The following is a 22,085-nucleotide window of genomic DNA, read 5'->3' as shown; positions in this document are numbered from 1 at the left end:
CTCCTTGTATCCTGGCCGTCAGGGACGAGAAGAAGGTATAACGATTAAGGTAAGACTCAAATTTTATACCAAGCGGTACCTGGCCAGAGTTATCACCGCTTTGGCTATTCGAATAGGTCATTACCTGTTGTTGCCATTGTTGCCATTGTTGCCATTGTTGCCATTGTTGCCATTGTTGCCTGGATTTTGATTGTAATTCGAGTTCTCGCTATTACCCGCGCCATTACTATTTCCTGGGCCAGTACCTGTATTGTCCGATCCCCCTGAATTTCCTGAGCCACCGGAATTACTGCCTCCTCCCTGTGCGACATCCGAACCACCCCGACAAATGGGGGGACGGTATTTATCAAGCAGGGTACCTGCCCTGCAATCCCAGGTAATTTCTCCACCGGACTGCACCGTTGGGGTTAAGATGATAGTGCCATTACCGGCCTGAGGGGTATAGGAGATGGTTATTAAGCCGTCCTGGATATTGATAGAAGAGACCCCCGATGTAGCGTTGGGCGGTGAATAGCCTGCTGCGTTATTATCAGCCGGGAGAGTGCCGTTTTTAATCTGGGCGGAGTCAGATACAGCCAGTTTAGCAGTATTAGCCAAACTTAAACCCTCTGTTACTCGAGCGCGTATTGTATAATCCTGATAAGCGGGAACCGCAATGACGGCTAGAACTCCAATTACCGCCACGACAATTAACAGCTCAATTAATGTAAATCCTGCGTTTTTCATAGAATATTTCGAATAATCCTTATTTTTAAAGTGTAGCACTTCCCGATAATTGTGTCTGCTATTCCCGGGGAAGGTGATTGCTAATAAAAAACTTCCTCAGTATGATATTGAAGACAAATAGGGCAAAGGAAGCTGTAAGGAGTGTGTAATGGAATTATCGGCTCTGCAACTCGATCATTTTCTCACGAATGGTTATTTAATTATTGAGAAGTTTTTTACTCCATCCATCTGTGAAACCCTGATCGACAGAATCAATTTTATTATTAATGACTACCAACAGGAACTCCCGGTTACTGTATTTACTTCGGAAACCCAGGACCATGCCAAAACCGAGTATTTCCTGAATTCGGGTGATAAAATCCGTTTTTTCTTTGAACCGGAAGCCTTTAATCAACAAGGGAATATGATTAGGCCTCTGGAAAAGTCATTGAATAAAATAGGCCATGCCCTGCACGAGCTTGATCCAATATTCAAGCTCTATTCGCGAAGCGAGCGCTTAAAAACGATTTGCCATCAATTGGGATTTGAAGTTCCCAGCCTCATACAGTCAATGTATATTTTTAAACAACCAGGAATAGGTGCAGAAGTGAGTTGCCATCAGGATGCCACGTTTCTGCATGGACAAAAGGATGTCCTGGGATTCTGGTTTGCTTTGGAAGATGCGACGCTGGAAAATGGCTGCTTGCAGGTGATGCCTAGCCCTACGATAATACCCTTATCCCGAAAAATGATTAGAGATAATGAAAGGATTTATTTTGAGGACTACTATCCTTTACTGTGGGACGATAAATACAGTCTACCCTTGGAGGTCAAGCAGGGAAGTTTGATTGTGATCCATGGGCGTTTGCCGCATCGGAGCAATGCTAATCACTCAGTAAAATCCCGTCATGCTTACAGTTTACACGCCCTGGATGCCGCCTATCCTTATCCTGAAAGTAACTGGCTGCGTATGCCAAAGGGATTGCCTGTCTGGTAAACTATGGTTTTATGTTGTGGCAGAAGCGATGAGAAATTCATCTGGTATATCCATTGAGACGCTTGTATTAGTTGCTGTCTGGAAGCAGCCATTTATTTTCCAGGGCTGTTTCAGGGTAAGCAGTCAGTCGAATGAAAAAAAGGTGATTAATTTTTTATTCCGCTGTGAATATAATGATTCTTTGGCTAAGGAAACAATTCCTGACGAATTTTTACCCGATTCCTATCAATTCACCCATCTTTATACTGATGAATCCTCTATAAATCTGAATGCTGAATTTTCAGGGTTTGAGGATACGCTTTATGTTTTAAAATATGCCCTGCATCAGACTTTGTGGTCGATGTTAAGCAATTCGAAACATCGCCATGTATCCATTGACGATATGGCGATGAAAGCCCTTTACAAAAAAATAGAACCTATCCTCTATCATACAGGGCAATGGGAAAAGCTGGAAGAGGATATCGGTTTTGCCGCCTCAATTGATTTTTGCCCGCAGGAACAAACAGGGAAAAGGGCGATTGAGGTTTTATTCAATGGATTAAAGCGTCCGTAATTGGAGCCATAGATTTCTACACAACTGTTTTTACCGCTCCGTATCCCCGCGGCTTCGACTCATAGCTATCTACACCAGTGCATGAGAATTAAAAGCTATCGAATCCCCGCGGTGGAGACCATCGAATCCCCGCGGCTTCGACCGCGGGGCCCACACGAAGCCAATTCAATGTTAAGCACACTTATTTATGACTAGCTGTTAAATCTTATTTTTTGGCAACATTGAAACTTGTCTGAGGACCGTAATACTTCAAACAGGCATGGGCCCCGCGGTCGGTGCCGCGGGGATTCGGAGGGGAAAACATTTGGGTAGATACCTAAAACTGTTTCCCAAAAGTCACTCCAAAAACAATCTTGTTACTATCCGCCTCGTTCACGTCGAAATCCACATTAGGGGTTATTTCCATATCGGGCTTGATATGAAAAATATGCCCCAGGGTTAAGCGTCCAATCATGCGATCAGGCTCTCCCTTTTCATATTTAATCCCTGGGCCAACCCCCATGGTAAAATGGCCGAGAAAATTATAGGTCGCCAGCGCGAAAAGCTCGGTTTCATTATTGTGCTCTTTATTAATTGGTGTATTCTCGGCGATAATGCTAAACCCAAAGGGCAGGGTGAGCATGCGATGATATTCCAGACCGTAAGTGAAATGAGCGCCTTGATCAATATAATGACCCCCTAAGAATACGCCAAGCATATTATGATAAGTCTCGCGCGCATGGGCTTTGTTTTGCGGCTCATCGGCATAGCTCAGGCTGGCTGCCAAGCTTAGGGTAAAGAAAATAGGTAAACAAGATTTCAAAGACTTATCCCTGCAGTCAAAAAATTAAGGATAACAATAACCTGATTTTTTTAATAGCCTGTTTTATCGATGAATGACCACACCTACATGGGGAGGATGCGGCTCGATAAAGGTTTTTTTCTGGAGAATCATTTCTGTTTTTTGCATCCCTTGCTCCCAGCGCGAAAGGATGGATGAGGCGCTGAAATCGGCATCTTTTGTTGAAGATTCCCAGGGTTTTTGCTGGTATTGGATTTGCACAATATCCATACTGGTTATACATCCTAGTGAAACCAGCTTCAGGTTTTCGGGGTCTTGCTGTTTTTCGGGTGGTAACTGGGCATAGAGAGCCCGTATAGCCCGGCGCAGATTGTGCATGGCTTCGTAATTTTTTCGATGCTCTTCATAACGGCTGCTATAAATAATTTCAAGGTTTCTTTTCCTCACCTCGTCGAGCGTTTGCGGTAAATTACCCTCCGGACTCCACAGATCGATCATAAAACAGAGCGAGTTAACCCGAGGCATATCATCAAGCACGACCGATAGGGGGGTGTTGGAATAAATACCGCCATCCCAGTAATATTCTCCATCAATTAGAACAGGGGGAAATGCAGGCGGGAGGGCACCGCTGGCCATGACATGCTCGGGTCCAATTTTTTCAAATTTGGAGTCAAAATAGCGGATTTGCCCCGTATGTAAATTGGTCGCCCCCAGACTTAACCTGATATCCCCTCGGTTTAAATAGTCAAAATCAATTAATTCAATTAAAAAATCACGCAGCGGACTGGTATCATAGAAGCTGCTAAAATTGCCCTGCAGCAGATTGAGAAAACTATTCATCTGCGGTTTAAAAAAGACAGGAATCCCTGAAAGGATTAATTGCTGAAACTGAATCTGCATAAAAAATCGTCTGATCTCCAGAGACATTTCATCGCTGAAATGAAACAAGTCGGGTTGGGTTACGGTCTGCCAGAATTGCTGTAACCTCTTCAGGCGGTTCTCTGGCGGGTTGCCTGCAATGATACTGGCATTGATAGCACCAATGGAGGTGCCGCCAATCCAGTCGGGGATGTAATTATTTTTTTCAAGTGTTTCATAAACGCCCGCTTGAAAAGCGCCCAGGGCTCCGCCTCCCTGTAACACCAGCACAATTCGTCTGTTAACGAGATTATCAAAGTTTGTAATGGCACAACTGCTAGTGATTTCCATATAAATCCTTTTTATTATAACCCCAGCCAGCGAATGAACTGATTACTTGACTTCAAGTTCATCGTTTTATTTTCAAAATGTACTGTATATCCCTTGGTATCGGCATTCACTTCGACATTCTTTATTTTTCCCAAAGGCACAATTCGCATTTCCGTTTCATAATATCCTCTGACCATTTTAATCACAGGAATAACAAAGGATACTTCTTCCAAATCGGGATTGACATTCAAAACCCTGTCATTCCTGGCCAGAATACTATCAAATTCCTGGTTGCTTAGGGCAATATATTCCATATTGTTTATCTGACGACGAAGCATCCGTTCCAGCGGCGCGCTGGTTTTAAAAATACGCATATAGCTATCAGCATCGATCACGGCAATGGGCTCTTCTTCCTGACGTGAACTGTTTTTATTGGAATCCACAAACAGTATGGGTTCGCGCTGCTCTTCAGCTGGTTTTGTTTCAAGCTCCGTTTTGGCTTGTTTAGATAAGGAAAAACGGCTGCAATTAAGAAACTTGGAGCTTACAAACCAGTGATCGCTTGGATAATACATAACGAATAATGATTTATTTTTAATGGTATTAATGATCGGCACCGTCATTTCGATTGGCAGTGCAGGGCAACCCCAGCTTCGGCCTGGACGGCCATATTTTTTGATGAAATTTTCGGCCATATACCAGCCCCCATGCATGACCACGGCGCGGTTGGACGCATTATCATTAAAGCCGCGATCCAGGCCGTCCAGCCTCAGTGATAAACCTTCGCGCCCATAGTAAGCCTGATCGGTTGTATAGATACCAATACTACTGGCCTTGCTATTGTATTTATTGGAAAAAAAGTTGGTATTTAAGCTGCCCGAAGTAATCCCATGCGATACATAAGTATGAAATAATAATTTTTGCTGCGTTAAATCAAAGACCCAAAAGCGTTTTTCACTTGAAGGAAGCGAATAGTCAATCACCCCAAGTATATTCTTATTGTGCTGAAGATTAAATTCCCGGGCACAGCGTAATGTGGTCATCACTTTACTCACAACCTCGGGCCGCAGATCAGGTGCCTGCTTTTTCAGCATATCTTGAACTTCCCCGAGAGAGGGCGGCGGCGGGAAATCAATGGCAGGATTAATTAAGGAAATAACCCCTTCAAATACCGTGGGCTGGTACGGTAAGTTAAAATCAGGAGATGGAAGGGAAAAACTGGAAGACGTTACGGCTAACATGAGTAAGATTATTTTTCTCATGGTAGTATTTCCTTAATTATATTGGTATTTTTATTTCCTTTTTTTAAGCATAGACACAAACAGAAATGTTCACAAATTTAAATTTTTGAACACCCGCCAGGTCATGTCGAAGTGGTGTATCCTCACGAATGTCGTTCCCGCGCAGGCGGGAATCTATTTCTCCGACTTCACCATCCGAATCCCCGCGGCTTGACTATCCGAATCCCCGCGGCTTGACCATCCGAATCCCCGCGGCTTGACCGCCGGGGCCCATGTCTGGTGGCCGAACATGCTCTTCAAATGAATTCCAATGTTGCCGAAATAGCAATTTAAAAGCAGTAAGAAACAAATTTTTTAAAGATTATCCTTAATTATCAAGCCTGATATTTTAAACAGGCTTCGTGTGGGCCCCGCGGTCAAAGCCGCGGGGATTCGGAGCGGGAAAAACATTTGGTAGCTACCTATGGGTCGCAGCGGCGGGGATTCGATAGCTAATGCATTTTGTGTAGATACCTATGCGGCTCTAAATCGTTTACAAAGGGTGAGACCAGGGTTATTATGTGCGCATGATGATTAATAATTAATCTTATTGAGTCGAGATGAAAAGTAAAGATGAAGGGAAGGCCCCAGAATTATTCAAGTTTGCATCGGGGGCCATACAAACTCAGCGCTTTTTAACCGAAGTACAACCAGCCTGGAATGAGTTCTCTAAAACAACAATTGAAGAGTTTGCAGCTAAGATCAATTCTTCATTTGCAGGAGAACTGCAAATTAATAGAGATATCAGGGCACCTGCATGCGCCACTCAGTCGGTAGTTGCCAGGGCCTATGTATATTTATGTAATGCCCGACATTTATTCGCAAAAGAAAAGTCTCAAATGCAAGCTGAGAAAGCTTGTAAATATGGGCGGTTCGCTAAGAGTTATGCTCCTGATACGATTAGTTTTTTTATCCGAAACCCCTGGGAATCGCCTCTTCATAATGCATTTGCAAGGTTTTTGGAAGAATGCCCGGAGCATACAAAAACTTATGAAGACAAGCATAAAGTACGGATAAAACTGGATGGAGAGGATTCTCTTCAGTTCTCATACCTGGTGCGTTGGCTTGATGATACCAGTCGAAATCAAATTGAATATATTGTTGAAGTCATAGTGATACATCCATCTTTCCCTGAAGAGGGTGAAGGCAGAGAAAAATACTTTGAAAGGCAATTTGCCAAAGCGGATTTAATATTTCAAAAATGCATTAATTGGCAGCCGGAAGATGGACATGAGGCGTTCTTGGTTAACATTGCAAGGTTATGTCATTTCTTTGCTGTATTTGAACCCCTGGACAGTGGTAATAGTGCCATCGTTGAGTGGATGATTCGTGGAATAGGCATATATAAGGGATTAGAACTGGGCCCTTTTAATTGGGATGAGCTCGGTTGGGACTTCAAGGCATTTCTTACCCCCAATGTTGATGACTATGTGGAGTGGTTCGTTGAAAACGCGCTCCCGCATTTTGCTCCCATGAGCGAGCCCCTGCAGACAAACGGCAAGGCAAGCCCACAGGAACCTCAGGATAGGAATGCTGTTCAACAGAATGCGGGTATAATGTCACAAGTTGGGGTTTTCAAAACTTCTTCTTTAGTACCCAATTCTGACAAGGAATTAATTCAAATTGCCCCTTAATGGTTCAAACTGTAGCTAACCCCGAATTCTTGCGGCACCGACCCATAACTATCTACACATCCCTGAAAACAGTCTCCTCTCAGCTTCTACTTTCCTCGGCTTGTGTGTCCGAGGGATCCAAAAGACTGATAGAGAATCTGGACCCTGCGGACAACAAGCCGCAGGCGTAGGGGATGTGAAGATAGCTATGGGCTGCGACCGCTGGAATTCGATTTGTGAATATCAGACAGAACAGTAATCGTAATGTCGTGAAGCCGCCAGTGATGTTGCTCAATCTTATTACGCAGCGCCTGAATTTTTTCAGGTGAAATCATTTTTTTGTCGGAGATAATAAAAATATCGCCAAAAAATAAATGGCCTACTACACGAAACCGGATTTCAAACGATTTAACCCAGTCTTCCTGTTTCAGTATTGATTTTACCGCTGAAATGAGGGGGTCTGTTTTGTTTTTTTCAATGGTTTTTGGTACTTCGTCCATGAGATCCAGAATCGCATATTTTAAATTGCTGTAGCCATCATTGAGGATGCTAAGCGATATCAGTATGGCAATACTCGCATCAGCCCACCAGAAGCCTACCCCAATCCCAGCTATCCCTATAATACTGGCAAAACCGCTCATCCAGCTTGCCTTATTCATTTTGGAATCAGCAAACAATATTTTGTCGTATAATTTATGCGCCAGAGGGATTTTGATATGGCCGAGAATTGTAGAAGGTATGCTTGACCATAACAGGGCTATCATCATTATAAATCCCATCCAGATAGAGTAACCTGCAATATGAACGTCTGGAATAGAGGGATGTTCCTGTTTGATTAATACACTTGCCCCGTCAATGAGAAGGAAAATTCCCAGAACGAATAAGGCCATAGAACTGGTGAAATAGGACATTCCGGTTATTTTATGATAGCCATAGGGAAAGTTTTTATTGGCTTTCCAGCGAATAATTCGGCTTGCCAGCAGGAAGGACGCCGGGGGGATTATACCTAGCATATCTTCAAGCCAGACAGTCTTCATAGTTTGCGAGTTTGACATGGCCATAAATGAAAAAAAAGTAGCGCTTATCATGTAAAAGAACGAAATCCACTCGTATTTAATTGCTTTGGCATACAGAGGGTTTAAATGCGCTGGGAACTCCAGGTCTTTTGTAATATGCAGCATAATTTATGATCTCAATGGTTATTCAATCACTGCCTGGCATGAAGCTAATCTTCCACAGTATACTTTTTAGCCCGATGTTGCAATAACTCAAAAAATATCCTATTTGTTAAAGATAAGATCATGGATCAAGTTACTCCATTTTAGTTCCACAGTTAATTTTTATTCCTGTTAAAGATTGTAACTTCCACTGGACTCAGTTGATAAGGAAATTAGAATGAAAGCACTCTGTTGGCATGGAAAAAAGGACGTTCGCGTTGAACAAGTGGCTGATCCCAAGATAATAAACGACCAGGACGCGATAATTCGTGTAACGGCCTCAGCAATCTGCGGCTCTGATCTGCATTTGTATGATGGAATGATGCCAAGCATGGAATCGGGTGATGTGCTGGGGCATGAGTTTATGGGGGAAGTTGTCGAACTAGGTGCTGCAAACAAGAAGCTCAAAATCGGCGACAAGGTGGTTGTTCCCTTCACCATTTCCTGTGGCAAGTGTCAATTCTGCAAAAAAAAGTTATTCGCCTGCTGCGAGCTCTCCAACCCTAATGCTGAAATGGCAAGGCAGCAAATGGGGCAATCTCCCGCTGGTATGTTTGGCTATTCCCATTTATTAGGCGGTTTTCCCGGGGGGCAGGCGCAGTATGTGCGGGTTCCCTTCGCTACAGTAGGTCCTATTAAAGTCCCTGAGGATATTGAAGACGAGAAACTCCTGTTTCTATCGGATATTTTCCCTACCGGTTATATGGCTGCAGAAAATTGCGATATCCAGCCAGGGGATACGGTTGCCGTCTGGGGCTGCGGCCCTGTCGGCCAGTTTGCCATTCAAAGTGCCTGGATGCTTGGGGCAGGGCGCGTTATTGCTATTGATTGTGTTGCTGAACGTTTAACTCTAGCTGAAACACTGGGCAATGCAGAAACAATCAATTTTAAAGAAGAGGATGTGTTTGATGCCTTAATGGTGATGACGAGAGGCCTTGGGCCGGAGCGCTGTATTGATGCTGTTGGCTGCGAGGCGCATGTTGGCCCCAGTTTTGATTCAATCATCGACAGGGTAAAGCAAATGACCTATCTAGCCACTGACAGGGCCCATGTCCTGAGAGAGGCAATCAAATGTTGTGGTAAAGCAGGCACAATTTCCATGCCGGGCGTTTATCTTGATGCTCTGGATAATATCCCTTTCGGTGCAGCCATGAATAAGGGGTTAACATTTAAAATGGGCCAGACCCATGTTCAAAAATACATGCCGCTTCTCCTTAAAAAAATTATGGAAGGAGAAATTGACCCTTCTAAAATCATTACGCATCGCATTCGCTTAAATGAAGCCCCTGATGCTTACAAACACTTTGCCGAAAAATCAGACGGTTGCATTAAAGTAGTGATGACCCCTTAGGAGATTATGATGGATATTTATGATTATTTGAAAATGGATCATGAAAAAGTTAATCATTTGTTCAAATTATTTGAAAAAACAAGTTTATTAAAACGACAGCATGAGATAGTCACTTTAATTTCAAAAGAGTTATTAGTTCATGCCCATTCTGAGCAGGAGACTTTTTATAAAGTTTTAGCGCAGCATCCCTTAACCAGCGATATTGCTTCGCATGGGAAAAAGGAACATCTGGAAATTGAGGAACAGATTAATATTATTGATAACGCCTGGGGCAGTGAGCAATGGCCAGAGGCAGTGTTAAAGTTAAAAGAAATAGTAGAGCATCATGTGAAGGAAGAAGAGGGTGAGATTTTCAGAAAAGCTAAAAAAGTTATTTCAGATAAGGATGCCATCATTATAAAAGAAAAAATGCATTATCTGAAAGGAATGTTTTTGGTTTGGCTGGATAAGAAGGCCCATGAAAAAGAGGCGTCAGTCAAAAATAAAATGGAAAAGCATCCGATTAGGCCTGCCAGTAAAACGTTTATTAGCAATCACAGCAGGACAAATGGGCCGCATTAATATGAAATTACTGATAGTACTATTGCTTTTTCCCATGACCGTTTTTGCTTCAGAGAAAACGCTCAGTTGTTCAATGCCGGGGTTAGCAGGGGGCATCCAATTTACTCTTGACGGCAAGAGCGACAGCTTGCCGGAAGTTGATTTTCCTTATGAGGTTAAAACCACCGCATTTAGCATGCGGGATGACAATCTTCTTCTAATAGCGATGGACAGTGAAGACAAGTCACGCCCGCGATTATTTATTTCAGCACAATGGGAAAAACAATCAAAATCCTGGCAGGGACAATTTTTCGCTGACTTTGGTGGTCATCAGCTGCAGTTTGAGAATGGTAAAATAGAATGTAAGTAGGGCAGGGTCGAATGAGGGTTATTGATTGCAAGGAGCAAGCTTCTATCGCGTCAACTTATGGTAGATGCGGCGAAACCAATTCAAAGCCAGCAGTGTGCCGCAATCAACAATTTTCAAGTGATCCATCCACTCAAACACTTGCTGCCGAGACATAACATGGGTCTTGATCTCCTCATCTGCCTATCCCTCAAATTTTTTTTCCTTTCGGAGGAGCTTTCCATTTGCTTCCATACAGTACTCGGATAAGATGACCTATTATCTAGTATAGGCAGAAGAATTGAGCAGGGAGCTTGCATGGACAGCCAGTCAGTTTACAATAAAGCCAGGGATGCGCTTAAGCAGTGGAATGAGCAGTTAAAATCAAGAATTTTACGCAGTAATTCATGCCTGATGCATTCTTATTCCATACTCTTCGCAGACGACCTACAGTTTATTGAACAGCTCAAACAGTTTGCCAATCGGGTTGCTGCTGAATTAGAACCTGTTGTTGCTGAAAATAACCTCAATGAGAATCTCCCTGAGTTAAGTCAATTTAATTCAATAGGCGAGCGACATGATCGGGTGATCCACCACCCCTCCTATGTGCAGGCTGGTGATATCATTTACAGCACCGGTTTAATGGAGTTCCTGCGTCATCCAGGTCAAATGAAAAAAACACTGGCTCTTTTCATTCTTTCATCGCATGCGGGAGAAGCAGGGCATAATTGCCCGATTGCCTGCTCAGCCGGGATTATTCGTATCTTGACTAAAAGCCCCTTGAAAAATAATGATTTCTACATGGAAAAACTACTCGCGCCCTCATTTACTCATAATTTTACAGGTGCACAGTTTTTAACTGAAATCCAGGGTGGTTCCGATGTAGGTGCCAATGCAACCATTGCTTTTCAGGATGAGAAGAAAAGCTGGCGAATTGTAGGGGAGAAATGGTTCTGTTCAAATGCCAACGCAGATCTTATCCTATTAACGGCCAGGACTAATCCTCAGGCCTCCGGAACTAAGGGCTTGAGTTTATTCATGGTCCCGGCCAAACTGGATGACGATACAGATAATCGATATAAGCTCAGAAGATTGAAGCAAAAAATTGGCACTCGCTCAATGGCTACAGCTGAAATTGATTTTGAAGGCGCTCTCGCTTATTTGATTGGTAATGCCAATGATGGCATTCATCTGGTCATGGAAAATGTACTTCACCTCTCAAGACTATTTAATGCTTTTTCTGTTCTCGGGATGACCCGTCGAGCCTACCAGATTGCCTATTATTATGCTTGCAATCGAGAGGCTTTTGGAAGAAAAATTATTGCCTACCCTCTGGTAAAAGAACACCTGGCCCGCATAAAGGCAGACTTGATGGCCATGCTGGCCAGCTCGTTTCATATGGTGGATCTGCAGGACAGTTTTGACAGTAAATCAGAAAATGCCATCGATGAAAAACAAAAATATTTACTTAGAACCTTGGCTAATCTTAACAAGTATTTTACTGCCAAACATGCCGTGGAACACATTCATCATTGTCTGGATGTTCTGGCAGGAAATGGTACAATTGAAAGCTTCTCTTCGCTGCCTCGTTTGCTCAGAGACTGCATTGTTTGTGAGAACTGGGAGGGTACCCATTTTACACTGTGGATGCAGATTCTGCGTGATATTCTGCGCTTTGAGGTGGATGAAATTTTCCTTGATCATTTGCGAAGTCTGCTGGAAAAAATAAAAAAAACAAGGTATAAGGAACTATTCAATAAGCAAATTATTTCTCTCAAAACACATTTTATTTTTCTAAAATCCCTTTCAAATGAACAGCAAACATTGCATATCAAAGAAATCGTAGAGAAAATGGCTGCGTTAATGGCGGCAATAAGTTTGGCTATTGAAGTGCAGCAAGGAAAGCCACCAATTGCCAAGAAAGCTTGTCTGGATTTATTTATTCAATCCTATTTTTTAGAAAAAGAAAATGGTGAGCAATATTTAAAATTATTAGAGACTATTTTTGCTCAGGAATGAATTGGTTTTCAGATAAACTTTATCATAAATTCAAAGGCTTGCTAGCGTAGATTTTCGCGAATTCCCTAGTTATCTATCACCCAGTTAGTGGTTGTAAAAAATAAAGGCATCTTGCTAAAAATTTTTCAGCGTGATAAGTTAGAAAAGGTTTAAAGCTCAATCATTAAATCTATATTTTGATCAAAAATATAGACTGAAGTTTAGGGAAAATTGCATGAAATTCAACGACATCATCGAACTTGTTGTGCCAAAAAATGGGAAAAAAGCGAAGGAAGAAGATGTTTTAAAGGCCTTTGTTACTGCTTTTACAAAAGATCAAACATTATTATTAGATGCTATACACTATATCTATATGAATAGGGCAGAAGGTGTTGTCAAAGTCAAATTATTAGAAGATTTGTTTGCTCATCCCAGGTTCTGCTGGTCAATTCTACATTCATTAATTGATTCGGATAATATTCCGAATGTCAAACTTCAGGTATCCGATGAGAAAGATGTAAAAGCAGAAATAAAAAGAATCAAACTATTGGAACATTTTTTGTTGTATGATTCGTTTAAAATAAATATCCAGACAACTGTTCCCGGTGATCAAGAAGGCAATACAATACTTCATCTTCTGGCGAAAAAAGAGAGATCCCATTCAGCCATCCTCAGTCTTTTATTAAGCCATCTGCGGGATATTGTTAATTCCGCTAATATTGGAGGTTTTACTCCCTATTTGGTCTCAGTATATTATAAGCAGCTTTGGGCTATCTCTTGTTTCAACTTAACTACCAGTGAAGTAAATAAAGAGGCAAAAAATGCGCAAGGTCAGTCTGCTGAAGACCTGGCTGGTAACGATGAGAAAGTAAAGCATGCAATATCACAGATTAAATTAGAGCCAATTGGTCTACTGCCAGCGAATCGAAAACAGAATTCGGATGCTTTTCATGAAAAGTATCCTACATTATTTTTATCGAGCCGACGCGAGTCTGCAGTATGTTCCTCAGCCTCCTATGATTCGATTAGCAATTCCTTATCCGTATCTTTATCTTTTTCATCGTCATCTTTTTCATCCTCGTTTACATCATCCCCGCTATGCTCAAATCGTAGTAGTGAATTAGAAGATCCTCTCTCGCCCCGAGGAAGCACCCCTTCTCAAAGCTTTTCCGGAGGAAAGGCGGAGTCACCCGCTCAAATACAATTAACACCTCGCTGGCAAATGAGCAAAAGCATTGTTTATCGTGAGTTTGAGCGTATGCTTGAAAATGATAAACAAAGTATCAGTAAAAGTTTGCAGGCATTATTCACTGAGTCTAACTTAAAAGATAAAGGCGAATTACTGGGCGATCTGTTTACTCTGTTTGACGCTCACCACTGCGCAGTTCAGTACTTTGAGGAGCTGAATCAGTATGCACAAAAAAAGTATGAAGAATTACTGACTGTAAATAATGATTTGACCTCACAGCTGATGTACCAGCTCATCACTCCACCCAAGGCGGATGCAGCAATTACGAATTTGAAAATAGATCGTACAAAAATTAAAACAGACCATCCTGCCAGAGAACTGAGTCCTGCAGCGTCCGGGCTCATTCGAAAAAAACTATCTAAGGACGCAAATAATGCTTTAACAGCTAAAGAACTCGATAGCAAGCTACACCTCAGGGAAGCTTTGTTTATTCTGACCAGTAAAGGCCACCTCAGTAAAAATTGGCAGGTAGAATTCGATACGATTCTCTCCAGTATAATTGGTCTCCAGGTGCTTTATTCTCTGGAGGAAATTCTGACTGTATTAAATGAGTTATATAACAAATTTGACAGTCGGCAAATTCTTGCTGGTAACCTGCTAATATTCCAATTGATGCTCTATAACGCGAATGAGTTTTTTACCCAGAGCCATTTAATCGAAAAAGCGAATCAATTTATTCATCGCGGTTTTGAGGAAGGAAGTGAACCTGGTTTTGTACGAAAAAGAGTCAGATCTATCCTTCAGCAATTGATAACCGTCAATCAGAAGTTTTATTCCGAGTCCTTTATTTCAAATTACGATTTGTTAAATCAGTGGTTTTTGAAACGCAGACCGAATATCTCATTTGAATGTCTTATCGATCAAGGGATCAAACAGAAGGAAAAATTATTGCAGGCCAGCATTGGCTTTTCGAAAAAAGAAAAAACTCTGAAAGCTCAGTGCAATGCCACAGCACAATTAATTGCATACGAACTGAGACTTCGAATTATCAGTTTTTATCAAGCAGTCTCATTACAGCAATTATACAAATATGAACTTCCAAAAGAAGGGCAGGCACCACGTTCTGATCTTTTATCTGAAGGTATTGGTCAATTTAACCTGTTAATGCGGTTTTTTATTAGTAAATTGTTTGAGAATCCCGAAAAGTTGGTACCCGCACTAGAGTTATTGGCATCAGTTGGCAAGGAGCTATGTCCGCTTGCAGGGGAGCAATATCCTGATCTAGAGCATTTGATGGTTCTTGCCAGTGTTTTTTCACATTTAACAATCGACAGACTTAAGAGACATTTTAAGGCTCTGAGTCCTGAAAGTTCCAATATTTTAAAAGAAATCAGTAAACTGACCGATGGTACCCATGGCATCAAGGAACGAGCTGACATTGCCAGCCAGTATAAAACGACGTTATTTTTCCTCGGCAGGATGATGACTGAATTAACAAATACCAAGGAGTCTTTACCTCGCAGCGATGGAAGTAAATTGTTAGCCCATTGTGAGTCAAGTGGCAGAGTATTATTTCCAATTTTGAAACTTAAGGCGCTAATCCGCTTTTTTCCCCAAATAAGTCATACCGATTTCAGGCAGTCGATTCTCGAAAATTCCTTTGACATTGATGAAGAAGAACTCTACGCCTTATCACTGAAATTACAGAGACTTCCTAAGGATAACCTACTTGTAGAGACCATTGAGGCCACTGGAGAGCTGCATAGTTTTCTGGATCAAATGAACGAACGTTTGAAATTTAGTTACATTCCTGTAATTATTTCTGGCGGTAAGCGAATTGAGGTCTATGATATTGGCAGTTTTTTATTGACCTGGTTCGATTGTAAGCTGACAGAAGTGGAGAAAAAACTGGAGGGTAACCAGGCTGGTTTAATGAAACAAACCCTTGAAGCAAAAAAACTATACGCACAATTAGGGAAGACACTCGACAGGGTTTGGCAAATTACCCGGCTTTATTATACGGAGCGCTACCCCGCAAACCCGAAGACTATCGTTCGGCATTACATTCCAGTTAACCAATTGGTTAAAGCAAAAAAGAGGTTTGATAACTTCATCAGTCAAGCGAACGAACGTCTTAATCCTGTCGCGAAATCGTCTGCCAGCAGTTTAAATTTAAGTACAGTGCTAAATAAAAGCGATAGTGTGGACAATTCTAGGACCGCTGATTCGACAGGTGAAAAAAACGGTAACGAATCTCAAAGACGTACAAAACGGCATAGCGGATTTTTTAATATAATAAAAGGAGCACCTAAAGTGCTGGCGGCGGATTTGAATAATTCCGGATTTGGTTTTGAACAAAGTTAATTGCCAGCCGGGGTTGGTTCTGGATACACTTCGACATAGCTCATCTGGCCTAGTGTATCCAGTCTTCTAGTGTTGATGTAGCAACTCCTGTAATTTTTTACCAATATCATCACTGCGCATCAGACTTTCACCAATCAGGAAATAATGAACGCCAGCTGACTGCATTTTTAGTATATCTGTATGCGTGTTAATGCCGCTTTCTGTAATAATAAGTTTATCTGCAGGAATATGGCGCGATAACTCAATAGTTGTTTCGATATTGGTTTTAAAATTATGAAGGCTGCGATTATTAATGCCCATTAAGGGTGTTGGCAGGGTGAGGGCACGTTGCAGCTCTGAAAGCGTATGGCTTTCTACCAATACAGCCATGTCCAATGCCTGGGCTTGCTGGCAAAAATCATTTAACTGGATATCATCAAGGATGGCTGCAATCAGGAGAATGCAATCTGCGCCTAAGGCACGGCTTTCATCGATCTGGTAACTGTCAATAATAAAATCCTTGCGCAAAACCGGGCAGGACGCATTGGCTTTCGCGATTTCAAGATTCACCGCTTGACCTTGAAAAAAATGTTCATCGGTGAGCACTGATAAACAGCTGGCGCCATTTTTTTCATAGATTCGAGCTATTTCAGCTACGTCAAAATCTTCCCGAATAACCCCTTTGCTGGGAGAGGCTTTTTTAATCTCGGCAATAATTGAGGGTTTCCGGGATTGCAGCGCCGCTACAAAATCCCGGGTTGGGGCTGACTGCTGTTCTCTTAATGTGGAAAGGGGACGCTCGCGTTTTGCCTGTTCCACTTCACCTCGTTTATATTCTGCAATTTTATCTAATACGCTTAACATATTTTTTTCCTGTTTCACAAATTTTGCGAAAATACCTGTAGCTGCTGCAAGCGCTCTAATGCCGCTCCACTATCAATCGCATTGACCGCCGCGTAAATACCTTCCTGGAAGCTGCCAACAACATCAGCGCAATATAAAGCTGCTGCAGTGTTCAGTAAAATAATATCGCGGGAAGGGCTCACTTCACCATTTAAAACACTATACATATGGCTCATACTTTCTTCAGCTGAGTTTACAGTAATCTCATCTAAACGATTATGTGCGCAATGATATTGTCCAGGAACAATAGTCCATTCTGAATATTCACCCTTATGGTATTCAAGCACGTCAGTAGGGGCGGCGATACTAATTTCATCCAGCCCATCTCTTGAACAGACCACCAGGGCATGTACACAGCCCAAATTCACTAACACATCGAGCAGTGGCTTTTGCCATTTTTTATCAAAAACGCCAACGACCTGGCTTTTAGGTCTTGCTGGATTGACCAGAGGGCCAAGAAGATTGAAAAAAGTTCTGATCCCTAATTCCTGACGTACTTTTCTAGCTTCCTGCATGGCTTTATGAAAGTGCGGGGCATATAAAAAGCACAACTGATATTGCTGCATACACCGTTGCAGATCGCTATCGTCTATCTCCAGGGTAATACCGGCTTTCATGAGCAAATCAGTACTGCCGCTTTTGCTGGACACAGAACGGTTTCCATGTTTGGCCACCCGCGCTCCAGCTGCCGATGCGACAATACTGCTTACAGTGGATACATTGAAAGTATTTTTTCCATCTCCCCCCGTACCGACAATATCTACAAGGTTATCGCCTAAATCAATGGTATGAGCCATTTCCATCATGACTTGCGCTGCTGCAGTCAGCTCCTCAACGGTTTCCCCCTTCATTCTCATGAGGGTCAGAAAAGCGGCAAGCTGGCTGTCAGATAGATCCCCAGCCATACAGGCACGCATAATTTCCATCATCTCAAAAGTAGTTAGATTATTTTTTTTCAACAAATGTTCAAGATAAGGGGTAATGTTCATGATTTAAAAAATTTCTCAGTAGATGAAGCCCATGTTCAGTTAAAATCGATTCAGGATGAAACTGTACTCCAAATAGAGGATACTGGCGATGCGAAATTGCCATAATATCATTATTCGCCCATGCGTCTATTGAAAAACAGGTGGGAAGACTGGCGGTTTCTACAATGAGTGAGTGATAACGGGTAGCCAGAAAGGGATTCGGTACATCTTTAAATAATTGAAGCTTATGATGCAGGATTCGGGAGGTTTTCCCATGCATTACCTGAGGCGCATGAATAATCCTGCCGCCAAAGACCTGGGCCAGGCATTGATGTCCCAGACAGACGCCCAGAATGGGTAGTTTCTGGTGAAAATGGCGGATTGCATCCATTGAAATTCCAGCATCCTCTGGACGGTTAGGGCCCGGTGAAATAACCAGATATTCAGGATTAAGCCTTTCAATCTCAGGAATCGTTATTTCATCGTTGGAAACCACCTTAACAGGCTGTTCCAATATTTGAAAGTATTGAACCAGGTTGTAGGTAAATGAATCATAGTTGTCGATTAGAAGTAACATATTCTACCCATTGGCAAGCAACCAAACCCCGCAGACACTAAGCCGAATCCGCAGTAACGACCATTCGAATCCCCGCGGCTGCGACCGCGGGGCCTACTACGCTGCTTAGGCGCAATCACAAGGAAAATTCCTCTCCCAAATATACCGCCCTAACTTGCTGATTGGCCAGAATAGAATCGGGGGAGCCTTCGCAAAGAATTTTTCCCTGGCTGACGATATACGCTCTCTCACAAATATCGAGGGTTTCCCTCACATTGTGATCCGTAATCAGTATGCCAATATTTTTATCGCATAAATGAGAGATAATCCGTTTGATGTCCAGAACCGAAATGGGATCAACCCCTGCAAAAGGTTCATCCAGAAGAATAAATGTAGGCTCAATTGCCAGGGCTCTGGCTATTTCGACACGCCGTCTTTCACCGCCTGACAAACTCATTCCCAGGCTTTTGCGTAAATGCTCAATATGGAACTCTTCCATTAACTGGGCTAATTTCCTCTGCTGCTCCATTTTATTTAAATCAGTTCTTAACTGCAAAATGGAAAGAATATTATCAGCAACGGTCATTTTGCGAAAAACAGAGGCTTCCTGCGGCAGATATCCAATTCCAAGCCGCGCGCGTTGATGCATGGGCGAACGTGTGACATCCTGGCCATCAAGGATAATCTGGCCTTCGTCACAGGCCTGAAGCCCAACGATCATATAAAAACAGGTTGTTTTTCCTGCACCGTTAGGACCTAATAAACCAACACATTCGCCACTTCGAATCGTAATACTGACATCATTTACGACGGTTCGTGTTTTAAAGCTTTTTTTAAGATGTTTTGCCGATAACTCGGTCATGCTTTCTTCTTCTCTGGATGAATGATAATAGTCGTCCGCTCCTTGCCGTCATGCTCAGAAATCACATGCTGTTTCAGCGTATCATAGCTGATCTTGGGCGCTGAGAAGGAGTTGTCTCCCTGGACTACCCGGGCATTACCGATTAATTCAATCAGATGCCGTTCCGGGTAATAACGGATTGTATTCGCATAGGCATGAAGAAGGGGTTTATCTTTGGCCGTTTGTGTCCAGTAGTGCGCTGGCGCTTTAGGATTGCCCATCGCGATGGCTACGACCAGTTTATTCTGTTGATTTCCCTCAGTAACCGCTTTGGTTGCACGCAAATGGGTGGTTCCCTGGTCCAGTTCAACAGCCCCTGTGTATTCACCCCGGTGTGTTTTTTCATTCAGATCAGCCTGATCGGCTGATAATTGTAGTAATTGCTCACGATCATCGGGCATTGCCTGGGCTATGGGCATATTTAAAAAGAAGAGACCTAGTGTTACAGCGAGTAGTTTATGATTTTTCATGTTGTCGTGGCTCGTAAGTTGCGCGAACCCGGCTGAGCTGTATCCTCTTATCAGCCAGATAAGCATTCATTCCCTGGGATTTTACGGTACTCCCCGGCTGGGCAAAATTAACAAGGGCAAGAGTAGTCGCAAATTTAGTTTTTGGATAATAAGTTAAGTTATCAGTGGTGATTGTTGTTTCCTCATTATTTTGATCTTTTTCATGATGAATAATCACATCATCAATAAAATCTATTTGCTCACCGCCATTGATTGCTTTTGCCTTGGCTGAGCGTATATTCCAACCCGGCTGATCATTCTGTTTGATAATAATATGGGGGGCAGTCAGATAATGCGTATTATTTTCAGGAATATGCCGGAGTTTCGTGGTTTCAAGCAAATTCACCAGCATTCCGTCATTATTAAATTGACGAACAACCAGACCGGAGACAACAGCATCTGGCATGATGGACAGAACATGGTTATCAAGCTTGATTGCAGGTGCAGAAGAGCTGGCGAAATACCAGCCTGAGCAGGCTAATGCAAACAGGGCTATGAATAACCAGGCTGCATGTTTGGCAGCATTCATGACAGGAAATACCTTTCAAGCGCAGCATCAAATTTGTTTTGGGCGTTTAAAATCAGATCGCAGACTTCGCGAACAGCTCCCCGACCGCCTGATTGCAGCGTCTGCCATACGGCAAACTCCTTAACCTGGGGAACGGCGTTGGCAACGGCAATGCCCAGCCCCACTTGTTGGATGATGGGTAAATCGGGTAAATCATCACCAATGTAGGCGATTTCTTCCAACTGGTAACCCAGAGTCTCGCAAAGCCTGGCGAATGCTTTCCGCTTGTCAACCTGGCCTTTAAAATAATGGCTAATTCCTAATTGCTCCATTCGGTGATCGATTACCTTGTTTTTCGATGTAGTTATAACAGCCACATCAATACCGGCAGCCATTAATAGTTTAAGCCCCATTCCATCCTGTACATTAAAGGCTTTGAGTTCATTACCATGATTGTCGAGAAATAAAAGCCCGTCAGTCAGTACCCCATCTACATCAGAGACAAGGCAGCGGATTTTTTTTGCTTTTTCCAATAAATTATTCATTAAACTTCTCTATTATAAAACGCCGGCCCGTAAAAGATCATGCAGGTGAATAACTGCAAAGGGCTGTTGTTTATCATCGATTACTACCAGCGAGGTGATACTGTATTTCTGCATAATGTTCAATGCTTCTGCGGCAAGCATTCCTGGCTTGACTGTCTTGCAGTTTCTGCTCATTACCTGTGACAGAGGCGTTGTATTGATATCAAAATTCTGTGTTAATGTCCGCCGAATATCACCATCGGTATAGACGCCAGCTAATTTTCCCAGGGAATTAACGACGCAGGTCATGCCCAGCTTTTTAGCAGTTACCTCAATCAATGCTTCACTGATAGTGGCATTTTCATGAACCAGCGGTAATTGATCGCCGCGATGACAGAGCTCGTCTATTTTTAACAGCAAACGTCTTCCCAGTGAGCCGCCAGGGTGTGATAAGGCAAAATCTTTTTCACTAAAACCGCGTGCCTGCAGTAGGGCAATGGCTAAAGCATCTCCCATGACGAGTGAAACAGTGGTACTAGTGGTCGGCGCCAATCCAAGCGGGCAGGCTTCCTGGCGGATACTGATATCCAGGTTGACATTAGCGGCTTTCGCAAGGGTTGACTCCTGATTACCGGTTAAAGCGATCAGGGGAACTTCGAGGCGTTTAAGCAAGGGCAGTAAGGTAACAATTTCATTTGTAAAACCTGAATTGGAAATCGCAACCACTACATCCTGCCGGGTAATCATTCCCAGATCCCCATGACTAGCTTCACCAGGATGCATAAAAAATGAGGGGGTGCCGGTGCTTGATAGTGTGGCGGCTATCTTATGGGCAATGTGCCCGGATTTTCCCATTCCGGTTACAACTACCCGGCCAGGACATGCAAGCATTAACCGACAGGCTTGTTCAAACCGTTCATCAATACGTTGAGTTAACTCGAGTACAGCCTGAGCCTCAGTTTCAATCACTGCCAGGCCTAACTTGCAAAAATTCATCATGGCTGAAAAATAGGTGTTAAAGGCTGAAGTCTAACATATAAAAAAGAGGCTTTGTAGACTGAATACCCGCTGCGAATTGCCCATACAGACAACTTAAAGGCGCTTGAATCCATCAT

Annotated in this window: 20 protein-coding genes and 1 pseudogene; 8 read left to right on the top strand and 13 right to left on the bottom strand. The window is 42.7% G+C overall.

Going from position 1 to position 22,085, the window contains the following annotated elements:
* Nucleotides 1-321 precede the first annotated feature (321 nt).
* Nucleotides 322-726, bottom strand: a pseudogene (locus DYH42_RS09090) (pilin); the annotation flags it as partial.
* 148 nt (nucleotides 727-874) lie between these two features.
* Between DYH42_RS09090 and DYH42_RS09085 the strand changes: the two are divergent.
* Together DYH42_RS09085 and DYH42_RS09080 are read left to right on the top strand one after the other, a co-directional pair.
* Nucleotides 875-1,702: a phytanoyl-CoA dioxygenase family protein gene (locus tag DYH42_RS09085; protein ID WP_058525025.1), complete on the top strand. Its 828-nt coding sequence runs from the start codon at nucleotides 875-877 to the stop codon at nucleotides 1,700-1,702.
* 28 nt (nucleotides 1,703-1,730) lie between these two features.
* The gene (locus tag DYH42_RS09080; protein WP_058525024.1) at nucleotides 1,731-2,255 is read left to right on the top strand and encodes a hypothetical protein; all 525 of its coding nucleotides are present in this window, start codon (nucleotides 1,731-1,733) and stop codon (nucleotides 2,253-2,255) included.
* A gap of 316 nt (nucleotides 2,256-2,571) precedes the next feature.
* On the opposite strand, the gene DYH42_RS09075 is transcribed toward DYH42_RS09080, so the two are convergent.
* The 3 genes from DYH42_RS09075 to DYH42_RS09065 form a co-directional block, all read right to left on the bottom strand.
* Complete coding sequence (locus DYH42_RS09075; protein WP_237759068.1) at nucleotides 2,572-3,057, bottom strand: hypothetical protein; 486 nt, start codon at nucleotides 3,055-3,057, stop codon at nucleotides 2,572-2,574.
* Between the two features lie 63 nt (nucleotides 3,058-3,120).
* On the bottom strand, nucleotides 3,121-4,245 hold the full coding sequence (locus DYH42_RS09070; protein WP_058525023.1) for a patatin-like phospholipase family protein: 1,125 nt from the start codon (nucleotides 4,243-4,245) through the stop codon (nucleotides 3,121-3,123).
* Nucleotides 4,246-4,259: 14 nt separating this feature from the next.
* The gene (locus tag DYH42_RS09065) at nucleotides 4,260-5,486 is read right to left on the bottom strand and encodes a murein L,D-transpeptidase catalytic domain family protein (protein ID WP_058525022.1); all 1,227 of its coding nucleotides are present in this window, start codon (nucleotides 5,484-5,486) and stop codon (nucleotides 4,260-4,262) included.
* Between the two features lie 578 nt (nucleotides 5,487-6,064).
* Between DYH42_RS09065 and DYH42_RS09060 the strand changes: the two genes are divergently transcribed.
* Nucleotides 6,065-7,138, top strand: a complete 1,074-nt coding sequence (locus DYH42_RS09060) for a hypothetical protein (protein WP_058525021.1) — start codon at nucleotides 6,065-6,067, stop codon at nucleotides 7,136-7,138.
* A gap of 185 nt (nucleotides 7,139-7,323) precedes the next feature.
* Here the strand turns inward: DYH42_RS09060 and DYH42_RS09055 are convergent, their stop codons facing one another.
* Complete coding sequence (locus DYH42_RS09055) at nucleotides 7,324-8,298, bottom strand: cation diffusion facilitator family transporter (RefSeq protein ID WP_058525020.1); 975 nt, start codon at nucleotides 8,296-8,298, stop codon at nucleotides 7,324-7,326.
* Nucleotides 8,299-8,512: 214 nt separating this feature from the next.
* On the opposite strand from DYH42_RS09055, the gene DYH42_RS09050 reads away from it, so the two are divergent.
* From DYH42_RS09050 to DYH42_RS09025, 5 genes are all read left to right on the top strand, one after another.
* Complete coding sequence (locus DYH42_RS09050) at nucleotides 8,513-9,685, top strand: zinc-dependent alcohol dehydrogenase (protein ID WP_058525019.1); 1,173 nt, start codon at nucleotides 8,513-8,515, stop codon at nucleotides 9,683-9,685.
* 6 nt (nucleotides 9,686-9,691) lie between these two features.
* On the top strand, nucleotides 9,692-10,246 hold the full coding sequence (locus DYH42_RS09045; RefSeq protein WP_115317033.1) for a hemerythrin domain-containing protein: 555 nt from the start codon (nucleotides 9,692-9,694) through the stop codon (nucleotides 10,244-10,246).
* A complete protein-coding gene (locus DYH42_RS09040; RefSeq protein WP_058525017.1) occupies nucleotides 10,233-10,595 on the top strand; it encodes a hypothetical protein in 363 nt (120 codons plus the stop codon). The genes DYH42_RS09045 and DYH42_RS09040 overlap by 14 nt, the downstream gene beginning before the upstream one ends.
* 294 nt (nucleotides 10,596-10,889) lie before the next feature.
* On the top strand, nucleotides 10,890-12,590 hold the full coding sequence (locus DYH42_RS09030; protein WP_058525015.1) for an acyl-CoA dehydrogenase family protein: 1,701 nt from the start codon (nucleotides 10,890-10,892) through the stop codon (nucleotides 12,588-12,590).
* Nucleotides 12,591-12,804: 214 nt separating this feature from the next.
* Nucleotides 12,805-16,122 (top strand): RasGEF domain-containing protein, encoded by a 3,318-nt coding sequence (locus tag DYH42_RS09025; RefSeq protein WP_058525014.1) that lies wholly within the window; start codon nucleotides 12,805-12,807, stop codon nucleotides 16,120-16,122.
* A gap of 66 nt (nucleotides 16,123-16,188) precedes the next feature.
* On the opposite strand, the gene trpC is transcribed toward DYH42_RS09025, so the two are convergent.
* The 8 genes from trpC to DYH42_RS08985 form a co-directional block, all read right to left on the bottom strand.
* Nucleotides 16,189-16,965 (bottom strand): indole-3-glycerol phosphate synthase TrpC, encoded by a 777-nt coding sequence (gene trpC, locus DYH42_RS09020; protein ID WP_058525013.1) that lies wholly within the window; start codon nucleotides 16,963-16,965, stop codon nucleotides 16,189-16,191.
* Nucleotides 16,966-16,979: 14 nt separating this feature from the next.
* Nucleotides 16,980-17,993 (bottom strand): anthranilate phosphoribosyltransferase, encoded by a 1,014-nt coding sequence (gene trpD / locus DYH42_RS09015; RefSeq protein WP_058525012.1) that lies wholly within the window; start codon nucleotides 17,991-17,993, stop codon nucleotides 16,980-16,982.
* Nucleotides 17,971-18,549 carry an anthranilate synthase component II gene (locus DYH42_RS09010; protein WP_058525011.1) on the bottom strand — a complete coding sequence of 193 codons (579 nt, stop codon included), beginning with the start codon at nucleotides 18,547-18,549 and terminating at the stop codon, nucleotides 17,971-17,973. The genes trpD and DYH42_RS09010 overlap by 23 nt, the downstream gene beginning before the upstream one ends.
* A gap of 115 nt (nucleotides 18,550-18,664) precedes the next feature.
* Entirely contained in the window at nucleotides 18,665-19,390 is a 726-nt protein-coding gene (gene lptB / locus DYH42_RS09005; protein WP_058525010.1) for an LPS export ABC transporter ATP-binding protein, read from the bottom strand.
* Nucleotides 19,387-19,899, bottom strand: a complete 513-nt coding sequence (gene lptA, locus DYH42_RS09000) for a lipopolysaccharide transport periplasmic protein LptA (RefSeq protein WP_083503209.1) — start codon at nucleotides 19,897-19,899, stop codon at nucleotides 19,387-19,389. Before lptA ends, lptB begins: the two co-directional genes overlap by 4 nt.
* Nucleotides 19,886-20,467 (bottom strand): LPS export ABC transporter periplasmic protein LptC, encoded by a 582-nt coding sequence (lptC, locus tag DYH42_RS08995; protein ID WP_058525009.1) that lies wholly within the window; start codon nucleotides 20,465-20,467, stop codon nucleotides 19,886-19,888. The genes lptA and lptC overlap by 14 nt, the downstream gene beginning before the upstream one ends.
* The gene (gene kdsC / locus DYH42_RS08990) at nucleotides 20,464-20,991 is read right to left on the bottom strand and encodes a 3-deoxy-manno-octulosonate-8-phosphatase KdsC (protein WP_058525008.1); all 528 of its coding nucleotides are present in this window, start codon (nucleotides 20,989-20,991) and stop codon (nucleotides 20,464-20,466) included. The genes lptC and kdsC overlap by 4 nt, the downstream gene beginning before the upstream one ends.
* 12 nt (nucleotides 20,992-21,003) lie before the next feature.
* On the bottom strand, nucleotides 21,004-21,966 hold the full coding sequence (locus tag DYH42_RS08985) for a KpsF/GutQ family sugar-phosphate isomerase (protein WP_058525007.1): 963 nt from the start codon (nucleotides 21,964-21,966) through the stop codon (nucleotides 21,004-21,006).
* Nucleotides 21,967-22,085: the final 119 nt, after the last annotated feature.

This window comes from Legionella birminghamensis, from assembly GCF_900452515.1.
In the GTDB taxonomy this organism is placed as follows: domain Bacteria; phylum Pseudomonadota; class Gammaproteobacteria; order Legionellales; family Legionellaceae; genus Legionella_C; species Legionella_C birminghamensis.
The sequence above is the reverse complement of the archived record's forward strand: the minus strand, read 5'-3'. Positions and strand labels throughout refer to the sequence as shown.

What these genes read in the sequence shown, in the direction of transcription:
- DYH42_RS09085 (WP_058525025.1), top strand. Translation starts at nt 875, where the DNA reads ATGGAATTATCGGCTCTGCAACTCGATCATTTTCTCACGAATGGTTAT.
- DYH42_RS09080 (WP_058525024.1), top strand. Translation starts at nt 1,731, where the DNA reads ATGAGAAATTCATCTGGTATATCCATTGAGACGCTTGTATTAGTTGCT.
- DYH42_RS09070 (WP_058525023.1), bottom strand. Translation starts at nt 4,245, where the DNA reads ATGGAAATCACTAGCAGTTGTGCCATTACAAACTTTGATAATCTCGTT.
- DYH42_RS09065 (WP_058525022.1), bottom strand. Translation starts at nt 5,486, where the DNA reads ATGAGAAAAATAATCTTACTCATGTTAGCCGTAACGTCTTCCAGTTTT.
- DYH42_RS09060 (WP_058525021.1), top strand. Translation starts at nt 6,065, where the DNA reads ATGAAAAGTAAAGATGAAGGGAAGGCCCCAGAATTATTCAAGTTTGCA.
- DYH42_RS09055 (WP_058525020.1), bottom strand. Translation starts at nt 8,298, where the DNA reads ATGCTGCATATTACAAAAGACCTGGAGTTCCCAGCGCATTTAAACCCT.
- DYH42_RS09050 (WP_058525019.1), top strand. Translation starts at nt 8,513, where the DNA reads ATGAAAGCACTCTGTTGGCATGGAAAAAAGGACGTTCGCGTTGAACAA.
- DYH42_RS09045 (WP_115317033.1), top strand. Translation starts at nt 9,692, where the DNA reads ATGATGGATATTTATGATTATTTGAAAATGGATCATGAAAAAGTTAAT.
- DYH42_RS09040 (WP_058525017.1), top strand. Translation starts at nt 10,233, where the DNA reads ATGGGCCGCATTAATATGAAATTACTGATAGTACTATTGCTTTTTCCC.
- DYH42_RS09030 (WP_058525015.1), top strand. Translation starts at nt 10,890, where the DNA reads ATGGACAGCCAGTCAGTTTACAATAAAGCCAGGGATGCGCTTAAGCAG.
- DYH42_RS09025 (WP_058525014.1), top strand. Translation starts at nt 12,805, where the DNA reads ATGAAATTCAACGACATCATCGAACTTGTTGTGCCAAAAAATGGGAAA.
- trpC (WP_058525013.1), bottom strand. Translation starts at nt 16,965, where the DNA reads ATGTTAAGCGTATTAGATAAAATTGCAGAATATAAACGAGGTGAAGTG.
- trpD (WP_058525012.1), bottom strand. Translation starts at nt 17,993, where the DNA reads ATGAACATTACCCCTTATCTTGAACATTTGTTGAAAAAAAATAATCTA.
- DYH42_RS09010 (WP_058525011.1), bottom strand. Translation starts at nt 18,549, where the DNA reads ATGTTACTTCTAATCGACAACTATGATTCATTTACCTACAACCTGGTT.
- lptB (WP_058525010.1), bottom strand. Translation starts at nt 19,390, where the DNA reads ATGACCGAGTTATCGGCAAAACATCTTAAAAAAAGCTTTAAAACACGA.
- lptA (WP_083503209.1), bottom strand. Translation starts at nt 19,899, where the DNA reads ATGAAAAATCATAAACTACTCGCTGTAACACTAGGTCTCTTCTTTTTA.
- lptC (WP_058525009.1), bottom strand. Translation starts at nt 20,467, where the DNA reads ATGAATGCTGCCAAACATGCAGCCTGGTTATTCATAGCCCTGTTTGCA.
- kdsC (WP_058525008.1), bottom strand. Translation starts at nt 20,991, where the DNA reads ATGAATAATTTATTGGAAAAAGCAAAAAAAATCCGCTGCCTTGTCTCT.
- DYH42_RS08985 (WP_058525007.1), bottom strand. Translation starts at nt 21,966, where the DNA reads ATGAATTTTTGCAAGTTAGGCCTGGCAGTGATTGAAACTGAGGCTCAG.